Raw genomic sequence first — 18,677 nt, 5'->3', positions numbered from 1 at the left:
GGCCTGCACGATTTAATTAGTCCAGGTTGCGTACGAATTAAGGAGACGGCATGTTCCAGCCCACACGCGAGGACAAGTTCACCTTCGGCCTCTGGACGGTCGGCTGGCAGGCGCGCGATCCCTTCGGCGACGCCACCCGCCCGCCGCTCGACCCGGTAGAGGCGGTCCACCGCCTCTCGGAGCTCGGCGCGTACGGCGTGACCTTCCACGACGACGACCTCCTCGCGGTCGAGCCGGACCGCGACCGCGCGATCGCCTCCTTCCGCAAGGCGCTCGACGAGACCGGCCTGGTCGTGCCGATGGCCACCACCAACCTGTTCACCCACCCGGTGTTCAAGGACGGCGCGTTCACCTCCAACGACCGCGACATCCGCCGCTACGCGCTCCGCAAGGTGATGCGCAACCTCGACCTGGCCGCCGAGCTGGGCGCCGAGACGTACGTGTTCTGGGGCGGCCGCGAGGGCGCCGAGACCGACGGCGGCAAGGACGTACGGGCGGCGCTCGACCGGTTCCGCGAGGCGATCGACACACTGGCCGGGTACGTCACCGACCGCGGCTACGGCATCCGGTTCGCCCTGGAGCCCAAGCCGAACGAGCCGCGCGGCGACATCCTGCTGCCCACGGTCGGGCACGCGCTGGCCTTCATCGGCTCGCTGGAGCACGCCGACATGGTCGGCCTCAACCCCGAGGTCGGGCACGAGCAGATGGCCGGGCTCAACTTCGTGCACGCCATCGCCCAGGCGCTCTGGCACGGCAAGCTCTTCCACATCGACCTCAACGGCCAGCACGGCAACAAGTACGACCAGGACCTGGTCTTCGGGCACGGCGACCTCAAGAGCGCGTTCTTCCTCGTCGACCTGTTGGAGAACGGCGGCTACGAGGGCCCGCGCCACTTCGACTACAAGCCGACCCGTACCGAGGACATCTCGGGCGTGTGGGCCTCCGCCGAGGCGAACATGCGCACCTATCTGATCCTGAAGGAGCGGGCGCGGGCGTTCCGCGCCGACCCGGAGGTGCAGGAGGCGCTCGCGGCCTCGCGCGTCGAGGAGCTGGCCGTGCCGACGCTCGCCCCCGGCGAGACCTACGACAACCTCGCGGACGACACGTTCGACCTGGATGAGGCGGCGGCCCGCGGATACCACTTCGAGCGGCTCGACCAGCTCGCGCTCGAGCACCTCATCGGCGCGCGGGGCGGGGAGTGAGCCGGACGCTCGTCGCGGGGGTCGACTCCTCCACCCAGTCGTGCAAGGTGGTCGTCGCCGACGCCGAGACGGGCGCCATCGCCCGTACGGGACAGGCGCCGCACCCGGACGGCACCGAGGTCGACCCCACCGCGTGGTGGACGGCGCTGAACACGGCGCTTGAGGCGGCCGGGGGGCTGGACGACGTCGCGGCCCTCGGCGTGGGCGGGCAGCAGCACGGCATGGTGTGCCTGACCGAGGACGGCGAGGTCGTACGCCCGGCGCTGCTGTGGAACGACACGCGCTCGGCCGGCGCGGCCGAGGACCTGGTGGCCGAGCTGGGCGGCCCGGCCGCGTGGGCGACGGCGGTCGGCAGCGTGCCGGTCGCGTCGTTCACCGTGACGAAGCTGCGGTGGCTGGCCCGGCACGAGCCGGACGCGATCGCCCGTACGGCCTCGGTGTGCCTGCCGCACGACTACCTGACGTGGCGGCTGACCGGGTCGTTCACGACCGATCGCGGCGACGCCTCGGGCACCGGTTACTGGTCGCCCGCCTCGGGCGAGTACCGGCCTGACCTGCTGGAACTCGCCGCCGATCGCGTCCCGGCGCTGCCGCGCGTCCTCGGCCCGGCCGAGCCTGCGGGCCGTACGCCGTCGGGCACCCTCGTGTCGGCGGGTACCGGCGACAACATGGCCGCCGCGCTCGGCCTCGGCCTGCGCCCCGGCGACGTGGTCGTGTCCCTCGGCACGTCGGGCACGGTCTTCACCGTCGCGGAGCAGCCGTCCGCCGACGCGGCGGGCGAGGTGGCCGGCTTCGCGGATGCGACGGGCCGCTACCTGCCGCTGGTGTGCACGCTCAACGCCGCGCGCGTCCTCGACGCCGCGACGCGTCTGCTCGGCGTGGACCACGAGGAGCTGTCCCGGCTGGCCCTGTCGGCGCCCCCGGGCGCGGACGGCCTCGTGCTCGTGCCGTACCTGGAGGGCGAACGGACCCCGAACCGCCCCGACGCCACCGGCTCGGTGCACGGCCTGCGCCTGGACACCGCCACCCCGGCCCACCTGGCGCGCGCCGCGATCGAGGGCATGCTGTGCGGCCTGGCCGACGGCCTCGACGCGCTGCTCGCCCAGGGCGTACGGGCCGAGCGGATCCTGCTGATCGGCGGCGCGGCGCGCTCGGACGCGGTACGCCGGATCGCGCCGACCGTCTTCGGCCGGCCGGTGCTGGTGCCCCCCTCCGGCGAGTACGTCGCGGAGGGCGCGGCCGTACAGGCCGCGTGGGCGCTGTCGGAGCGGCCGGAACCGCCGCGCTGGACGAGGAAGGGGCTCACGACGTACGAGGCCGACCCGGCACCCGCGATCCGCGAGCGGTACGCCGAGGCGCGCGAGCACGTGCTGCGCCGCGGTTAGGCGCGGACGTCCGGGAGCCTGACGGGCGCCGCGTCGTGCACCTGCTGGAAGATCACTGACGTGCGGAAGCCCGCGATCTCCCGGCGCTTGCTGAGGCGGTCGAGCAGGAAGGCGTGCAGGTGGTCGAGGTCCTGGACGGCGACGTGGAGGAGGAAGTCATCGCCGCCGCCCAGGACGAAGACGCTGAGCACCTCGGGCATGGCGCTCGCGGACTGCTGGAAGGCGTCGATGACGGTGCGGCTGAGCGGGCGTACCTGCACTGACACCATCGCCTGCACGCCGCGGTTGAGCGCGGCCGGGTTGATCTCGGCGTGGTAGCCGCGGATGACGCCGCGGCGGGTGAGCGTCCTCACGCGTTCGAGACATGTGGAGGGCGCGACACCCGCCTTGCGGGCGAGCTCGCGGTTGGACTGCCCGTATGTCCCCCCTCGACCACGAACAGGTGCTGATCCGCAGGGGATCGCGCTCCGGCCTGCCGGTCATCGTCGCGGTCCACTCGTCCGCCCTCGGCCAGGCGGTCGGCGGATGCCGCCTCTGGCACTACGCCTCCTGGAGAGAGACGGCCTCACCGACGCGCTGCGGCTGTCGGCCGGGATGACCGCCAAGTGCGCGGTGGCCGGCCTCGCCGACGGCGGCGGCAAGACGGTCGTCGCCCTGCCCGAGGGACTCGAACTCACCGCGCCTCTGCGCCGCGCCGTCCTCGACGACGTGGGGGACGTCATCGCCTCTTTGGACGGCCTGTACGCGGCCGGCCCGGACGTCGGGACCTCGCCCGCCGACATGGCGGTCATCGGCGCGCGTACGAGCCACGTGTTCTGCAGGCCGGAGGCCGAGGGCGGGAGCGGCGACTCCTCACCGCACACCGCGGTCGGGACGCTTGCCGCTCTTCGCGCCGTCGGCCGACGCTTGTGGGGCACGCCCGACCTGAGGGACCGGCGCGTGGCCGTGGTGGGTCTGGGCAGCGTCGGCGCCCGGATCGCCCGTCTGCTGCCTCGTTCAGGAACCGTTCTGACGCTGAGCGACATCGACCCGGCGAAACGGGCGCTGACCACCACGTTGGGCGCCACCTGGAGCCCGCCGGACGAGGCGCTGACCGCCGAGGCCGACATCGTCATACCTTCGGCCCTCGGCGGCGTGCTCATCGAACGGGCCGTGCCGTTGCTGCGCTGCGCCGCCATCGCCGGGCCCGCCAACAACCAGCTCGCCACTCCTTCCGTGGCAGCCCTGCTGCACGACCGCGACATCGCCTGGGTGCCGGACTATGTGGTGAGCGCGGGCGGGGTCATCCACGCCCTCACGGTCGAACTCCACCACGGCACCGCCGAGGACGCCCTGGCCCGCGTCCGGGCCATCGAGGACACCGTCTTCGATCTGCTGACCGCCGGCACCGTCCCCGCCCTGGCAGCGGACGAACTGACCCGCCACCGCCTCACGAACGCCACCCGCGAAGCGGGAAATCGACGGCGTACGTTCGCGGCGGCGGTGACCACTCTTCGTCCCCCGACGACGTATTCCGCGCATTCTCCGGATCTTGCGGATAATCCTTCTGTGGAAGAGGTCGCTGAGCAGCTTGGCCATGCGGTGTACCACAACGATGTCGTCACTGTGCGCAGACTCCTTGCCGCTGGTACCGACCCGAACGGGGTCGACGAGTTCGACATCCCGTTCATGGACACCGCGGTGACGCGCGGCAGCGTCGATGCTCTGCGGGTGCTGGTCGCGTACGGGGGGCGCCTTGACGGCGCGGCCAGCGGTGGTTCGCCGTTGCTGTACCACGTTGTCGCCGGTTGCGACCTCCCCGCAATGTTGCCGGTCTTTCTGGAGCTGGGCGCGGAAGTGCAGCAGCCCTTGAACTCGCATGGCTGGACGGCCCTCCACGTTGCTGCCGCCTACGGCTATGCCCGCTCCGCAAGGTTGCTGCTGGACACGGGTGCGGATCCGGCCGCCCGGACATCCGACGGGCTCACGCCGGCCGAGATGGCCAGGGCGAACGGCCAACACGATCTAGCAGAGATCCTCGGCGTTTCATGAGGTCCAGAGCCGATTCGCGAAAGGACCTGCACGGATCCGCCCCAAGGCCGCAAGAGCGGGTCGTGGTCGACCGATCTCCCTACGGCGGCCACTCCGCCTTTCGCCGTAGCTCCCGCGTGCTGAGCGGGTGACGGGAATCGCCCCCTACCACTTGGGCCCCACTTGGTCGTCTCGGACAGAGAAGGATCACCTCGCTCCACTCGGGTCAGCGCCTCCGTGATCTCCGGTCTGGAGGGACCTTTGGGCGATGTTCACGCCGATCGAGTTGTTCTGACCGGTGATCGCGTTTGCCACGGACCGGTCCGGCCCTCTTGGGCTCTGCCGTGGCGTGGGAGTGGCACCGACGCGCCCGACGGCCACGCGAATCGGGAAGGCGCCGACCGGGATGGTGGCGATCACGGCGTTGGTCGCGGTGTCGATCACTGACACCGTGGTCGAGCCGAAGTTGGCGACATAGACGCGTGTGCCGCCGGGACTGATCGCCACACCACGCGGATTGGCACCGACGGGGATGGTACCGATCACCGTGTTGGTCGCGGTGTCGATCACCGACACCGTGTTCGCGTTGAAGTCGGTGACGTAGGCCGGTGTCCGCTGTCGCGCGGCGGTCACGATCTTGGGTGCCGTACGCGAGACGGCATTGGCGACATAGCCCGCCGCCGACGGTTGGGAACCGGGCTGAGCCGGAGCGGGCGAGGCCAGCATCGTCACCAGCCCCGCCACTACCGCTACAACCGCCAGCGCCCGCCGGATAGGCGACCACTGATCCTCAGGTCCAAAACTGCTCGAGAAGCCGGAATGGCGACTCTCCTCTATTTTCTTGGAAGAGAGAGAACCATAAGAAACCTCTGTCGGAGCTTGGCGAATAAAAGGACTTCCTCCTCCTACCCGACGAGGCTTCGCCGCGGCCGACCCGGAAATGCACGTACCAAGATTTGGTCCCAGCACGTTGCCAGCCGGTCTCGCGTTGCTCGTCCCATAGCAGGATCTTTGCCACGGGTCGGCCCGTGAGGGCCCGGAGAGTCACCCCTCCGAGCCGGCACCCCCGAGGCGGGCCAAGACACGCTCGGTGATGGTGCTCAGCGTGGCGATCTCGCCTTCGGTGAGCAGGTCGATGAAGTTGCGGCGGACCGACTCCACGTGGGCGGGCGCGGCCTCCTCGATCGCTCTCAGGCCCTTCTCGGTCAGCGCCACGACCGCCCCCCGGCCGTCGTCGGCGCACTCCTCCTTGACCACCAGACCCCGGGCCTGCATGCGCGTGATGTGGTGGGACAGCCGGCTCTTCGACCAGAGCATGCGGGCGGCCAGGTCGCTCAGGCGGGCGCGGTGCCGTTCGGCGTCGCCGAGGTTGGACAGTACGTCGTAGTCCGCCTCGGACAGGCCGGAGTCCTCCTGCAGATCGCGGGCGATGCGCAGGTCGAGACGGCCGCGCATGCGCCGGTAGCCGATCCAGGCGCGGTACTCGGCGTCGTTCAGCCATCGCTTCTCGTCCACGACGCCCACCCTATCAACTTGTTGACATGTCATCTAGGTGCGCCCTAACTTAGGTGACACGTCAACAAGATGGAGCGAACATCATGACCGGCACCCCGCGCCCCGTGCGCGTCCTCGTCCTCGGCGCGTCCCTGCGCAAGGAGTCGTTCAACGTGCGGCTGGCGGGGCTGGCCGCGCGTACGGCCGCAGCGCACGGCGCGTCGGTGACGACCGTGGACTACGCGAGCCTCGCCGTACCCCCGCTCGACACCGACCTGCTGGAGACCGACGGCGTCCCGGAGGGCGCACGCCGGTTCGGGGCCCTGCTGAACGAGACGGACGGGTTCATCCTGGCCGCGCCGGAGTACAACTACTCGGTCTCCGGCGTGCTGAAGAACCTCATCGACTGGACCTCGCGGATCCGCCCCTGGCCGTTCATCGGGCGGCACGCCCTCCTGCTGTCCGCCTCGACCGGGGCGGTCGGCGGCGTACGCGGCCTGTGGGCGCTGAGAGTGCCGCTGGAGGGCCTCGGCACGCACGTGTACCCGGACATGTTCCCCCTCGCCGACGCCGCCAGCGCCCTCACCGCGGGCGACGACCTGGCCGACCAAGGAATGGGCGACCGCCTCAGCCGGATCGTCGGCGGCTTCCTCGACCTGACGGAGGCGGCGCACCAGCACGTACCGGCACGCCGCCGGGGCCGGACGGAGTGACCGCGACCCTGACGTTCACCGGCGTGGCGGCCGGGCTGATCGTCGCCCCGGGCGTGGACTTCGCGGCCGTCGCGAGGAACGCGATCGCCGACCGCCGGGCGGGCGTGTGCACGGGCCTGGGCGTGGCCGCCGGGTCCCTCGTGCACACGGCGGCCGCGGTGGCGGGCGTCGCGACCATCCTGGTCGCCCACCGGGGCCTGTTCACCGCTCTCCAGCTCGCGGGCGGCTGCTACCTGGTCTACCTGGGCGTACGGTCACTGCTGCAGCGCGAAAAAACGGCGGAGGACCCGGAAAGGCCGCCCGCGCGAAGCTCTCTGCGAGCGTTCCGGCAGGGGTTCGTCGTCAACGCCTCGAATCCGAAGGCGCCGGTGCTCTTCCTGAGCCTGCTCCCCCAGTTCATCCCGCCCGGCGCGGACCCGGTGACCCGCTCACTCCAGCTCTCGCTCATCGTCGTAGGCTGCGCGCTGGTCTGGTTCCCGGTGGTCGCGCTCGCCGTGCACTCGGTCGCGGCCCTGCTCGGCGGGTGGCGCGTCCAGCGGGTGCTCACCCTCGTCACCGCGCTCCTCCTGCTCGCCCTCGGCCTCCGCATGCTCCTCTTCGGCTGACCGCCGCAGGCCCTCCAGAGTCTCCGCGACCTCCGAGCACGGCACGCCGAGGTCGTACCGGCTGAACAGGTGCAGCGACTCCCCCGCGTCGATCTCCAGCACCTCCGAGCGCAGGCCGAGGCTGCGATGCTCGCCGAGGCCGACGTGCTCGACCTCGCGCCACGGGATGCGGCGATGCCCCGCGTACCCGCTCACCACGGTCACGCCCTCGGCGTCGGCGGCGACGCGCACCGGCGCCAGGAGGTCGCGCAGCCCGTACGCGCCGAGCGCCAGGGCCGCGACGCCGGCGAGCAGGAGCCGCTCACGCTCGGCGCCGGAAAGGGCTGCGACCGCCGCGAGCAGAAGGGCTCCGGCGAACTTCAGGAGCGTTGGGGCGGGCGCCACACGCCAGCGCGCCGGGGACGGAGACATCCCTCCAGCATGGCAGCGGCCTCCGGCACGCACACCGTGGTCACGCCTCATGAGCCCGGCGACGAGACGCGGGCGCGCGACGTGCGGGGCCGGCTCACCAGCCCGGGTCCCACTCCACCCTCTGCCACGGGCCGTCCGCCGCCCCCGCGAGGAGCCGGTGCGCGGCGAGCGCCTGGGCGTACGCCCCGCCGCCGGCGCGCAGCACGCGGCCCAGTGCGTACCCGGCCGACAGCGCGGCCCACGAGTCGTAGTGGCGGCGGCAGGCCTCGCCGGCGCCGATGACGAGGCGCTCGGCGGTGGCCTGGTCGCAGAAGTGCGCCTCGCGGCCCCAGCGTGCCATGTTCACCGCCCGGCCGAAGTCGTAGGCGGCCACGCTGTGCACGTCCCCGTCGGCGGGCAGCAGGCCGTCGGCGCGGAACCGCTCCTCGTACCGGCAGATCGTCCCGGCGAGGTCGAGCAGCGGGGCCGCCGGCACGTCGTTGTCGCGGCACCAGGCCTCGACCGTCGCCCGCCAGCCGTCCTGCCCGACCCGCCGCCCGGTGCGGCGCGACTCCTCGTGCCGCAGCGCCAGGACCAGCGTGGCGCGTGGGTTGCTGCGCTCCTCGCCGAGCAGGTGGTTCATCGTCACGAGCCACTGTTCGGCGTCCGTGACGCCCCAGCGGTCGCGCAGGGATCGCATCCGCTCCAGGTAGTCGCCGTAGACGGCGCCGATGTCGTTCCACGGCGCCCCGCTCTGGACGGCGAGCATCGCCCCGCACCCCAGCCCGAAGGCCAGCGCCTCGTCGTCGGGGCCGTCGATCCTGGTCAGGAGCCTGATCCCGGCGAGAGGCTCCGCCGCGAGGTCGCGTGCCGCCCGGGTGATCGCCTCGTACGGGAAGGCCCATTCGAGGGCCGGCACGCCCCGGTTGAACAGCACCCGCCACTCCGGGTCGGGCCAGTCGCCGGCGAGGGCGGCGATCGACTTCATGAGGTACACCGAGTCGGGCTGGCGCGGGATCGCACCGCGGGTGAAGACCTGGGCGTGGTCGCTGCCGTCGACCGTGCGGACCAGCCACTGGACGACGTCGTGCCGCCCGCCGACGACGTCGTCGGCGCGTCCCTTGGGCGCCAGGACGAACAGGTCGAGGCCGGCGAGCAGCCGGAGGTACGCGTCGGCGTCGCCGCGCTCCTTGGCCTCGGCGAGGCGTTCCTCCACCGCGTATCGCGGCTCCCAGGCCGGCGGGCGCGCGTCGTCGAGGTTGAAGCGGACCTTGCGGGTCAGCTCGTGCTCGGCGCCGAGGGCGCGCTCGCAGTCGGCCAGCGTCTCCTCGTACAGCGCGATGGCCTCGTCCATCGCACCCGACTCCTCGCACACCAGGGCGAGGTGGTTGCGCGAGCGGAGGCTGTCGACGTGCTCGGGGCCGAGCACCCGCCGCCGGGCCTCCACGACCTCGCGCAGCAGGCGTACGGCCTCGTCCAGGCGGCCCATCTCGCGGTAGGTCAGCGCGACGTTGCTGCGGGAGAGGAGCGTCGCGGGATGCTCGGGGCCGAGCACGCGCTCGCGGTCGGTGAGCGTGCGCTCGTAGGCCTCGACGGCCTCGCTCGTACGGCCGGCGTCGTCGTAGGCCAGCGCGAGCAGGTTGCGGACCGCCATCGTCTCGCGGTCGTCCGGCCCGAGGATGCGTTCCCAGTCCGACAGCACGCGCTCGAACAGCGGGACGGCGTCGTCGGGGCGGCCGGCCTCGCGGTAGGCGTCGGCGAGGTCGCGGCGGCAGCGGACGGTGTCGGGATGGTCGGCGTCGAAGAGGCGCTCGCAGCCGGCGAGGGCGTCCTCGAGCAGCGCGATGCCCTCCTCGCGGCGCTCCGCGGCGGTGTAGACGAGCGCGAGGCGGATGCGGACCCGCAGGACGTCGCGGTGGTCGGCGCCGAACAGCCGCCGCAGCCCGGCCAGGGCCGCCTCGGTCAGCTCGACCGCCTCGTCGATGCGCCCGGTGTCGCGGTACATCGCGGCGAGCGTCGCCCCGGACATCAGGGTGTCGGGGTGGTCGGCGCCCAGCACGCGCGTGCGGTCCTTCAGCGCCCGCTCGTACGCGTCGACGGCCTCCATCGTCCGGCCCAGGTCGTCATAGAGCGACGCGAGGTTGGACCGCATGGTGAGCACGCCCTCGTGGTCGGCGCCCATCAGGCCCTCGGCGGCCGAGAGCGTGTCCTCGAGCAGCGCGACCGCCTCGTCGAGCCGCCCGGCGTCGCGGTAGGCCAGCGCCAGGTTGTTGCGGGCGCCGAGCGTCTCCAGGTCCTGCGGCCCGAACAGGCGCTCGCGAGTCGCGAGGACCTCCAGGAGGAGCTCGATGGCCTCCTCGATCCGCTCGGCGGCCGAGTACGCGTCGGCGAGGTGGTTGATGAGGGTGACCGACATCGGGTCGTCGCGGCCCAGGCTGCGCTCGGCCTGGATGAGGGCCTGGATGCAGATCGCGATCGACTCGTCCAGGCGGCCCGCCTCGCGGTAGGCGGAGGCGAGGTTGTTCCCGGCGATCAGCGTGTCGTGGGCGTCGGGACCCAGCAGGCGCGTGCACTCGCCGAAGGCCTGTTCGCCGAGGGCGATCGCCTCGTCGACGCGGCCGGCCTCGTAGTAGGCGTGGGCGAGGTTGATGCGGCAGGTGAGGGTCTCCGGATGATCCGGTCCGAGGGTCTGCTCGGCGGTCGCCAGGGCCTCCAGGTCGTCGAGGACCGTATCGTCCAGCTTTCCGCCGGTCCGATAGGCATTCTCGAGGATCTTCTGGAAGTCGTCGTCCGCCACCTGTGAACCTCCGTCGTACGGCCGCGGCCGAAACTGGTCAATTAGCCCACAACCGTAACGGTCCCGCCGGAGTCAGGCCGGACGAACCCGTACGGGTATGCCGTTGAGGACGGCATTGCCCGACAGCGGGTCGAGGGCCAGCGGGTCGGTGAGGGTGTTGGCGCTCACCCCGGCGTGCGCCGCGGCCACGGTGCCGCGCGTGCCCGGCCGTCCGTGCCCCCAGCCGTGGGGGAGGCTGACCACGCCCGGCATGACCTCCTCGGTGATCTCCACCTCGACCTCCACCGCGCCCGTGCCGCTCGTCACCTCGGCCGGGCGGGCGTCGGTCAGGCCGAGCCGCTCCGCGTCGTCGGGGTGGATCTGGAGCGTGCAGCGGTTCGAGCCGCGTACGAGGCCGGGCAGGTTGTGCATCCAGCTGTTGTTGGAGCGCAGGTGGCGGCGGCCGATCAGGACGAGCCCGGCGCGGCGTCCGGCCAGGCCCTCCCGCAGGCGCGTGACGTCCTCGGCGATCTCCGGCGGGCACAGCTCGATCCGGCCGGACGGGGTCCGCAGCACGTCGTCCAGCCGGGGCCGCAGCGGGCCGAGGTCGATGCCGTGCGGAGCGTTCCGCAGCGCCTCCAGCGACAGGCCGCCGGGCGCCGCGCCGAACCCGTCGCCGTACGCGCCGAGCCGGAGCATGAGGTCGAGGCGCCTGAGCGCGGGGGTGTCGCCGGTGAGCCGCCCGAGCAGGTCCGCCGGGTCCTCGCCGTGCACTGGCGAGGCCGGGTCGGCGGTGGCCGCGCGGACGAGACGCGTCATGATCACCTCGTCCACGTCGGCGTCCTTGCCGGAGGCGATGCGGGTGAGCCGGGCGAGGATGGCGCACTCGTCCGGCTCCCCGTCGGCGAGCGGCAGGACGGGCGGGGAGTAGCGCGCGGTGTTGCGCACCGCGAGGTCGCCGAAGGCGATGTCGTAGTGGCCGGACCGGCTGGGCGGGGGCGGCGGCAGGATGACGTGCGCGTGCCGCGTCGTCTCGTTGAGGTAGGGGTCGACGCTGACCATGAACTCCAGGTCGCCGAGCGCCTCGCCGAGCCGGTCGCCGCCCGGCGTGGACAGCACCGGGTTGCCCGCCACGGTGACCAGGGCGCGCACCTGGCCCTCGCCGGTCGTGACGATCTCGTCCACGAGCGTCGCCGCGGGCAGCTCGCCGCGGATCTCGGGCAGCTTGCGGACCCGGCTGTGCCAGCGGCCGAGCCGGAAGCCGCGCCGGGAGCGGGTGCCCGCGGGCCGGTGCGGCGCGAGCGGGAACATCGCGCCGCCGGGCCGGTCGAGGTTGCCGGTGAGGATGTTGACGACGTCGACCAGCCAGCTCGTGATCGTGCCGAACTCCGCCGTGGACGTGCCGATCCGCGCGTACACGGCCGCGCTCGGCGCGGCGGCCAGCTCACGCGCCAGCCGCCGGATCTCGGCCGCCGGCACGCCGCACACGTCCTCGACCGCCTCGGGCGCGAAGCCGCCGCTCAGCCCCTCCACGTCGCCGGCGCCCTCGGGGCGCTCGGCCAGGCCCTCTTCGAAGAGGGTGTGCACGATGCCGAACAGGAGGTAGGCGTCGGTGCCGGGCCTGATGCCGAAGTGCCGGTCGGCCAGGCGGGCGGTGCGCGTACGGCGCGGGTCGACCACGACGAGCGTGCCCCCGCGGGCGCGAAGGGCCTTCAGCTTGCCGGGGAAGTCGGCGGCGGTGCAGAGGCTGCCGCCGGAGTCGACCGGGTTGGCGCCGAGGATCAGGAGATAGGACGTGCGGTCCAGGTCGGGGACGGGAATGGCGAGCGAGTCGCCGAACAGCAGGCCACTGGAGACGTGCTTGGGCATCTGGTCGACGGTGCTCGCGCTGTAGACGTTGGTGCTGCCGAGCGCCTTGGCGAGCCCGCGCGCGTAGAGCCCGCCGGCGAGCGTGTGCGCGTTGGGGTTGCCGAGGTAGATCGCCCGCGACTGCGGCCCGTGCCGCTCGGCCACGCCGGTCAGCTCGCGCTCCACGACGGCGAACGCCTCGTCCCAGGTGACCTCGCGCCAGTCGGCGCCCGTACGGACCATGGGCCGGCGCAGGCGGTCGGGGTCGTTCTCCAGCTCGTCGAAGGTCGCGCCCTTGGGGCAGATGAAACCGCGGCTGAAGACGTCGTCCTTGTCACCGCGGGCCCCGGTGACCCGGCCGTCGGTGATCGTCAGCTCGAGGCCACAGGTGGCCTCGCAGAAGGGGCAGATCCGGTATGCGGTCGTCATCGGCGCTCCCACATTCGGTGTCGGGGTGAACTCTAATCCCGTCCCGGCCGCCGTTGGCCTTCTCGGATCAGGTGGTCGCACTCTTCCGCGGCGCTCTCGTAGCCGTCCCGGAGAAAACCGTGGATCGCCGCCAGCTGATCGTCGGAGAAGGCGGCCACCGACCGGCGGCAGCGGGCGTCCATTCCCGTGTAGAACGCGGCGATCCGTTCGAGCGCCGGGGCCGAGGCCTCGACGAGTACGCGCCGGCGGTCGCGCGGGTCCGGCTTGCGCCGGACGTATCCCGCCTTCTCCAGGCGGTCGATCATGTGCGTGACCGCGCCGGTGGTACGGCCGAGCCGGGCGCCGAGCGTGCCGGCGGTGGAGGCTCCGGCGCGGTTGAGCACGTGCAGGCAGAGCAGGTCGGTCTGCGCGATGCCGAGGTGCTGGGCGATCAGGTCGTTCAGGCGCCCCAGGGCGCCGGCGAGGTCGGTCATGGCAGCGATGATCAGGTCGGCCGGTCCGGCGTCGTCCTGCGGTTTGACGAGCATGATTTACCTTCATCATTAAGATACTTTGTGATGCAGGTATCGTATCCGAGGTGAACGGGGAGGGTCCTGGTATGGACGGCTGGTACGTGGACGACCGCTGCTTCGACTGCGACGTCGCCCGGCAGCTCGCGCCCGGCCTGATCGGCGAGGGGGACGGCCGGTCGCGGATGCTGCGGCAGCCGGACGGCGAGACGGAGACCAGGCGGCTCGGGGCTGCCGCCTTCGCCTGCCCCACGCGCTCGATCCGCCCGGCGTCCGGGCACCTGGACCGGGCGCTCGACCCCTTCCCGATGCCCTTGGACGACGGCGTACTGCTGTGCGGGCACAACTCCCGCGACACCGCCGGGGCCAACTCCTACCTGCTGCCGCGACCGTCCGGCGCCTCGATGATGATCGACACCCCGCGCTGGAGCCGCGAGCTCGCCGAGCGGTACGGGCCCGTCACCGACGTGCTGCTCACGCACCGGGACCACGCGGCGCACGGCCGCCGGTACGCCGACCACTTCGGCGCCCGCCTGTGGATCCACGAGGGCGACCTCGACGCGGCGCCGGACGCGGACGAGGTGATCCGGGGCCTCGAACCCGTGGAGGTCGGTGAGGGGGTCACCGTCCACCCCCTGCCCGGCCACACCCGCGGCAGTGTGCTCTACCTCGCCGACGACCGGTGCTGCTTCAGCGGGGACAGCTTCTACTGGTCGCGTACGACCGGTGACCTGGAGGTCGTGGAGAACGTCACCTGGTACTCCATCGAGGAACTGGCCGCCTCGCTGGCTCGTACGGCCGGGCGGCTGAGGTTCTCGTGGGTCCTGCCGGGCCACGGCGACCGCCGGTGCCTGCCGGCCGACGAGATGTCCCGGCGGCTGCGTTCGCTCGCGGAGCGTGCGCAGGCGCTACGGCCCCGGCCGATCGACTTCACGGCCACCCGCTGGTGAGTCACGCCACCGGCCGAGGACGCGGTCGACGTCTTCTCTGATCCGCTCGCGGGCCTCGGCTCGCGGCACTCCGGACATCAGCAGGGCGTCGTAGTCGGTGTCCTCGTGCCGTACGGAGGCCACGACGGCGGCGCGTACGGCGGTCTCGTCCAGGGCACGCCCGGCGGCGGACCGCCCGACCCGGCCGCTGCCGCGCGTGCCGGTGTGGCGGGCGATCGCCGCCGCCCGCTCCTCGGGGCAGCCGGGGAACATCTTCTGGATCTCCCGCGCCGTACGCTCCTGGAGCTCCAGGTCCTCATCGGCCCGCCGTTCGCGGTCGCGCTCCCGGCGCCGCTCGCGTACGTCCTCGTCGGCCAGGCACTGGGCCTCGGCCTCCTCCAGCGCTGACTCCTCGACGAGCAGGCCCTGCCGCTCGTACCGCTTGCGCCGCCGGTTGAGGCGCATCACCACGGCCGACAGGCCGCTGGCCTTCTTGGCCCGGCGGGTCAGGGCGGCGTCGCCGGCCGCCAGGAAGACCAGATGGTCAAGGTCGGCGCAGGTCAGGCAGGTCGAGACGCCGTCTTCGGGGATGAGCAGGTCGCCGGTGCCGTGACAGGAGGAGCAGGTCCAGTCCTTGAGCGGGACCGAGACGATCAGGTCGGGGGCCTTGCTCTGCCGCTCGATCAGCCGCTCGCGCCGTGCCTCGGACAGATCCGGGGAGATCCAGTGCGTACGGTAGGCGCGCTCGGCGGCCTCGTCGCCGCCGGCGGTGAACCGCAGCGGCGCGCGGTCGCGGGTCGCCGACGCGTAGGGCATCTCGCTCGCCAGCAGGTTCAGGTCCTCGGCCCAGCGGCGCAGGGCGGTCCGGACCGCGGCGAGCCGGTCGGGGCGCGCGGTGAGCGCCTCTTCGAGGTGGCCGAGACGGCCCTGGCGCCACTCGTCGAGCTGCCGGGCGCGCAGCCAGCCGAGGCCGGTGAGGACGTCGACGGTGGAGACCGAGGAGGAACGGGCCAGCACCGCCTCCGCCGCGGCGGCGACCCGCCGCTCCAGGTTCGAGGTGGTTCTCCCGCTCATGGCCGGCATCAAGCTACCGGACGCTGTGCCGGCCCGGGGGGCGACCTCCGGAACCTCCCGGTGTGGGGGCTCCGCCCCGCACGGGCCGGGGTCGGCGGGATCGCTTTCAGGCTGCGGCGGTGCCGTCGCGTACCGGACACCGCCGTCAGGCTGGAGGGATGTCGCCGACCCCGGCGCGCCGGCCAGGCAGCCCGCGCGCCGGGGGCCGCTCGACGACCTCCGTGCCCTCGCCCACGGCGCGACCTTCTGTTGGGCACAGTCCCGCCGCGACGTGGGCGTCAGCTCTGCTCGGAGCCCAGTACGCGGGCCAGCATGTTGCGTGCTCGTGTCTCGCCGACCTCATTGCCCAGGCTCCGGTAGATCCGCAGGCCCTCCTCGGCCGGCCCGCGCGCCTCCGCGGGCCGGCCCGCGTCGGCCAGGATCTCGGCGAGTGTGCGCAGGCAGCGGGCCTGGAGCCATCGGTCGCCGAGTTCGTGGAAGACCGCGGCGGCGTGGCCGAGCGCGGTGACCGCCTCGTCGACCCGGCCGAGGCGGTTCAGCGCGCGGCCCTCCGACAGCTCCGTGCGCGCGACGCCCCACGAGTCGCCGAGGCCTTCGAGGGTGCCCATCGCGCGGCGGACGAAAGTCAGCTCGCGCAGGCCGTTCTTGGGGTCGCCGACCTCGCCCGCGGCGCGCAGGCAGCGCGCCTCCTCCCACTGCTCGTGCCGCAGCCGGAACATTTCGGCGGCCCGCTCCAGCACCTGCGCCGCCCGGTTGTAACCGGCGTCGCCGGCGAGAATGTCGCCGCGCGCCCGCAGGTCCGCGGCCTCGGCCGCGCTGACCTCGCCGAGGACGCGCAGGGTCTGCGCCTCGGAGTAGCGGTTACCGTCGCTCTCGAAGACGCCGAGGGCCTCGTCGAGCAGCGCGCGTGCCTCCTGGTGACGGCCCTGGGCGAGCCGGAGTTCGGCGAGGTTGCGCTGCGTACGGGCGTGCCACCAGCGATCGCCGACCGCCGCGAAGCCCCCGATCGCGGCCAGCAGGTGCCGCTGGGCCTCGTCCAGGTTGCCTGCGTCGCGGAGGGTGACGCCGACGGTCCGTTCGGCCCGCGCGGCCCACCAGGGCTCGCGCAGCTCCTCGAAGACCGCGAGCGCCTCCTCCGCGCTCCTACGGGCCAGGTCGCCCTTGCCGAGGCCGCCGGAGGCGGCGGCGCGCTCCATGAGGGCGATGCCGATCGAACGCGGGTCCTCCAGCCGGGAGGCGGCCCGCAGCGTGGTCTCGGCCACCGCGTGCCACTCCTGCCAGAACAGCCGCATCGAGTGGGACAGCGAGCAGAAAGCGCGGCCGACCCGCCACGCCTCCTCCCACATCTCCAGGCTCGCGGCCTGCTCGACGCAGGCGAGCAGCGTGAGGTGCTCGGCGTAGAACCAGGGCTCCGGGGCGATCTCACCGGAGTCCTGCTCGCCGCGCCGCGCGTGGCGGCGCCAGTCCTGCGGCCAGCGCACGGCGGCGGCCAGCTCGGCCCGGCGGCGGTAGCCGGCGAGGATCCGGTCCACCGTGGCGCGGCGCTGCTCGTCGGTGTCCTCGCGGTCGGCGCGCTCGCGGGCGTAGAGCCGTACGAGGTCGTGCAGGCGGTAGCGGCCGGTGTCGGTGGGGTCCTTACCGGAGTACTCCATGAGCTGGGCGTCGACGAGCGCCTCGAGCTGGTCGCCCCCGTCCGGCTTGGACGTGCCGAGCAGCGACCCGGCCGCCCACCCGGGCAGGTCGGGCACCGACAGCAGCGCGAACGACCGCAGCAGGCGCCGCTGGAGATCGGTGCAGTCCTCGTAGCTGAGCCACAGCGTCGCGCGCACGCTCTTGTCGATCTGGTCGTCGGTCTCCAGCTCGTCGAGCCGCCGGCGGCGTTCGTCGCCGAGCCGGTCGGCCATCTCCTCCAGCGACCAGGTGCGGCGCGCGGCCAGCCGGCCGCCGCAGATGCTGACCGCGAGCGGCAGGCGGTCACACAGCTCCGCGATGCGCACCGCCGACCGGTCGTCCTCGGCGACGCGCTCGTCGCCGGCCAGGCGGGCCAGCAGTTCGACCGCCTGCAGCTCGGTGAACTCCTGCAGCCGTACGTCCAGGGTGTTGCGCAGGTAGAGCGGCTGTCGGGAGGTGACGAGCACGGCGCAGCCGGCCTCGGGCGGCACGACCGCCTGGACCTGGTCGGCGTGCCGCGCGTTGTCGAGGAAGATCAGGACGCGGCGGCCCTTGAGCCAGGTCCACCACAGCTTCTGCAGGTCCGGCAGGCCGCCCGGGTCGGTGGTGAGCCGGACGCCGAGGGCGAGCAGGAAGCCGGTGAGCACGTCCTCCATCCGCACGCGCACGTCGCCCGAGCCGCGGAGGTCGCAGTAGAGCTGCCCGTCCGGGTAGTGCCCGGCCACCTCATGCGCGAAGCGCGTCACGAGCGCGGACTTGCCGACGCCGCCCGGCCCGTGCACCGAGACGACGAGAGATCCGCTCCATTCTTCTGATCTCTTATCCTCCTCCGTGAACACGTGATGAAGCCTGGCCAAATAGTCGGCGCGGCCGGTGAAATGCGCGATTACCGGAGGCAACTGGGCGGGGGCGGCAACGCCGTCGGACCGCGGCGCGCCCTGCGGCGTGAAATGACGTACGCCGCGCTGTGAAACCAGCGCGATCAGACCGGCGAGCACGGACCCGCCACCGACGATCGCCAGGCGCGCGGCCACGGGCAGTTTGAACGCGTCGAGAGTGGTCGTCAGGGCCGTGACCAGTACGGTCAGGGCCGCGACCGCCAGCGGGGTGGCCAGCCGGACCGCGGCGAACCCGCGCATGCGACGAGGCGTGCCGGTCGCCCCCGACCGCCGGCGCAGATCGTGCATGAAATCGCCTCTAGCTGTTTTCGTTCCACCGAATAATCGGCATCGTGCCCGTGTTCGCGGCATTGGCGCAACCGCGTACCCGGCCGGAGGTGATTTCGGCCTGGACGGCCGAACGGAAAACCACCCTTTACCCACTTCGACGTTGTCCCGGGACCTCCCGTTCCCCGCGCGCGGTGCGGACCAGGGCGCCTGCACGCCGGCTCAAGTGTCGACAGTAAGCCGCAAGTGTCCACAGATCGCCGCACGGCCACACGGCGACACCACCCGCCACCGGCGACGCGACAGGGCGCGCCAACACCACGAAAACCCTCTGTTACCTGTGCTCAGAGCGTACCTGGACCCTCACCGGAGGTCGAGAACCGGCCGTACGAGGCTATTGACACCCCCGGAGACCCGGACGTAACTTGTCGACACTTTTACATCGGGGAAACACCGACGACCCTCTACGGCCAGTA

At 72.6% G+C, this 18,677-nt stretch carries 14 protein-coding genes and 1 pseudogene; 6 read left to right on the top strand and 9 right to left on the bottom strand.

The annotated features are described in order from the left end of the window. Nucleotides 1-50 precede the first annotated feature (50 nt). Complete coding sequence (xylA, locus tag QWU11_RS01395; RefSeq protein WP_290103093.1) at nucleotides 51-1,202, top strand: xylose isomerase; 1,152 nt, start codon at nucleotides 51-53, stop codon at nucleotides 1,200-1,202. Further along, complete coding sequence (gene xylB, locus QWU11_RS01390) at nucleotides 1,199-2,587, top strand: xylulokinase (RefSeq protein ID WP_290103092.1); 1,389 nt, start codon at nucleotides 1,199-1,201, stop codon at nucleotides 2,585-2,587. The genes xylA and xylB overlap by 4 nt, the downstream gene beginning before the upstream one ends. On the opposite strand, the gene QWU11_RS01385 is transcribed toward xylB, so the two are convergent. After that, nucleotides 2,584-3,048 (bottom strand): Lrp/AsnC family transcriptional regulator, encoded by a 465-nt coding sequence (locus QWU11_RS01385; protein ID WP_290103329.1) that lies wholly within the window; start codon nucleotides 3,046-3,048, stop codon nucleotides 2,584-2,586. The genes xylB and QWU11_RS01385 overlap by 4 nt on opposite strands. Nucleotides 3,049-3,112: 64 nt before the next feature. Here QWU11_RS01385 and QWU11_RS01380 point away from each other — a divergent pair, with 64 nt between their 5' ends. After that, the gene (locus QWU11_RS01380; protein WP_290103091.1) at nucleotides 3,113-4,618 is read left to right on the top strand and encodes an ankyrin repeat domain-containing protein; all 1,506 of its coding nucleotides are present in this window, start codon (nucleotides 3,113-3,115) and stop codon (nucleotides 4,616-4,618) included. 186 nt (nucleotides 4,619-4,804) lie between these two features. On the opposite strand, the gene QWU11_RS01375 is transcribed toward QWU11_RS01380, so the two are convergent. Next, the gene (locus tag QWU11_RS01375; RefSeq protein ID WP_290103328.1) at nucleotides 4,805-5,323 is read right to left on the bottom strand and encodes a hypothetical protein; all 519 of its coding nucleotides are present in this window, start codon (nucleotides 5,321-5,323) and stop codon (nucleotides 4,805-4,807) included. Nucleotides 5,324-5,641: 318 nt separating this feature from the next. After that, nucleotides 5,642-6,112 (bottom strand): MarR family winged helix-turn-helix transcriptional regulator, encoded by a 471-nt coding sequence (locus QWU11_RS01370; RefSeq protein WP_290103090.1) that lies wholly within the window; start codon nucleotides 6,110-6,112, stop codon nucleotides 5,642-5,644. An 83-nt stretch (nucleotides 6,113-6,195) separates the two neighbouring features. On the opposite strand from QWU11_RS01370, the gene QWU11_RS01365 reads away from it, so the two are divergent. Together QWU11_RS01365 and QWU11_RS01360 are read left to right on the top strand one after the other, a co-directional pair. Further along, a complete protein-coding gene (locus tag QWU11_RS01365) occupies nucleotides 6,196-6,804 on the top strand; it encodes an NAD(P)H-dependent oxidoreductase (RefSeq protein WP_290103089.1) in 609 nt (202 codons plus the stop codon). Then, entirely contained in the window at nucleotides 6,801-7,409 is a 609-nt protein-coding gene (locus tag QWU11_RS01360; RefSeq protein ID WP_290103088.1) for a LysE family translocator, read from the top strand. Before QWU11_RS01365 ends, QWU11_RS01360 begins: the two co-directional genes overlap by 4 nt. A 15-nt stretch (nucleotides 7,410-7,424) precedes the next feature. Here QWU11_RS01360 and QWU11_RS01355 read toward each other — a convergent pair. The 4 genes and pseudogenes from QWU11_RS01355 to QWU11_RS01340 form a co-directional block, all read right to left on the bottom strand. Further along, nucleotides 7,425-7,820 (bottom strand): annotated as a pseudogene (locus QWU11_RS01355) (PH domain-containing protein); the annotation flags it as partial. A gap of 94 nt (nucleotides 7,821-7,914) precedes the next feature. Then, nucleotides 7,915-10,596, bottom strand: coding sequence for a tetratricopeptide repeat protein (locus QWU11_RS01350; RefSeq protein ID WP_290103087.1), 2,682 nt, complete (start codon nucleotides 10,594-10,596; stop codon nucleotides 7,915-7,917). Nucleotides 10,597-10,668: 72 nt separating this feature from the next. Continuing rightward, nucleotides 10,669-12,852 carry a molybdopterin-dependent oxidoreductase gene (locus tag QWU11_RS01345; protein ID WP_290103086.1) on the bottom strand — a complete coding sequence of 728 codons (2,184 nt, stop codon included), beginning with the start codon at nucleotides 12,850-12,852 and terminating at the stop codon, nucleotides 10,669-10,671. 32 nt (nucleotides 12,853-12,884) lie between these two features. After that, on the bottom strand, nucleotides 12,885-13,379 hold the full coding sequence (locus QWU11_RS01340; RefSeq protein WP_290103085.1) for a MarR family transcriptional regulator: 495 nt from the start codon (nucleotides 13,377-13,379) through the stop codon (nucleotides 12,885-12,887). Between the two features lie 50 nt (nucleotides 13,380-13,429). Between QWU11_RS01340 and QWU11_RS01335 the strand changes: the two genes are divergently transcribed. Then, a complete protein-coding gene (locus QWU11_RS01335; protein ID WP_290103084.1) occupies nucleotides 13,430-14,311 on the top strand; it encodes a ferredoxin in 882 nt (293 codons plus the stop codon). Here QWU11_RS01335 and QWU11_RS01330 read toward each other — a convergent pair. Both QWU11_RS01330 and QWU11_RS01325 read right to left on the bottom strand, forming a co-directional pair. Further along, nucleotides 14,270-15,364 (bottom strand): DUF2293 domain-containing protein, encoded by a 1,095-nt coding sequence (locus QWU11_RS01330; RefSeq protein ID WP_290103083.1) that lies wholly within the window; start codon nucleotides 15,362-15,364, stop codon nucleotides 14,270-14,272. The genes QWU11_RS01335 and QWU11_RS01330 overlap by 42 nt on opposite strands. Before the next feature lie 278 nt (nucleotides 15,365-15,642). Next, nucleotides 15,643-18,222: a tetratricopeptide repeat protein gene (locus QWU11_RS01325; protein ID WP_290103082.1), complete on the bottom strand. Its 2,580-nt coding sequence runs from the start codon at nucleotides 18,220-18,222 to the stop codon at nucleotides 15,643-15,645. Nucleotides 18,223-18,677 lie beyond the last annotated feature (455 nt).

Source organism: Actinomadura sp. DC4 (assembly GCF_030406325.1).
Lineage (GTDB): Bacteria > Actinomycetota > Actinomycetes > Streptosporangiales > Streptosporangiaceae > Actinoallomurus.
Note: the sequence above shows the minus strand (reverse complement) of the source record. Positions and strands in the feature narration are given on the sequence as shown.

Excerpts from the sequence above, each read along its gene's own strand:
- QWU11_RS01345 (WP_290103086.1), bottom strand. The coding sequence starts at position 12,852 with ATGACGACCGCATACCGGATCTGCCCCTTCTGCGAGGCCACCTGTGGC.
- QWU11_RS01330 (WP_290103083.1), bottom strand. The coding sequence starts at position 15,364 with ATGAGCGGGAGAACCACCTCGAACCTGGAGCGGCGGGTCGCCGCCGCG.
- QWU11_RS01375 (WP_290103328.1), bottom strand. The coding sequence starts at position 5,323 with ATGCTGGCCTCGCCCGCTCCGGCTCAGCCCGGTTCCCAACCGTCGGCG.
- QWU11_RS01340 (WP_290103085.1), bottom strand. The coding sequence starts at position 13,379 with ATGCTCGTCAAACCGCAGGACGACGCCGGACCGGCCGACCTGATCATC.
- QWU11_RS01365 (WP_290103089.1), top strand. The coding sequence starts at position 6,196 with ATGACCGGCACCCCGCGCCCCGTGCGCGTCCTCGTCCTCGGCGCGTCC.
- xylA (WP_290103093.1), top strand. The coding sequence starts at position 51 with ATGTTCCAGCCCACACGCGAGGACAAGTTCACCTTCGGCCTCTGGACG.
- QWU11_RS01325 (WP_290103082.1), bottom strand. The coding sequence starts at position 18,222 with ATGCACGATCTGCGCCGGCGGTCGGGGGCGACCGGCACGCCTCGTCGC.
- QWU11_RS01380 (WP_290103091.1), top strand. The coding sequence starts at position 3,113 with ATGCCGCCTCTGGCACTACGCCTCCTGGAGAGAGACGGCCTCACCGAC.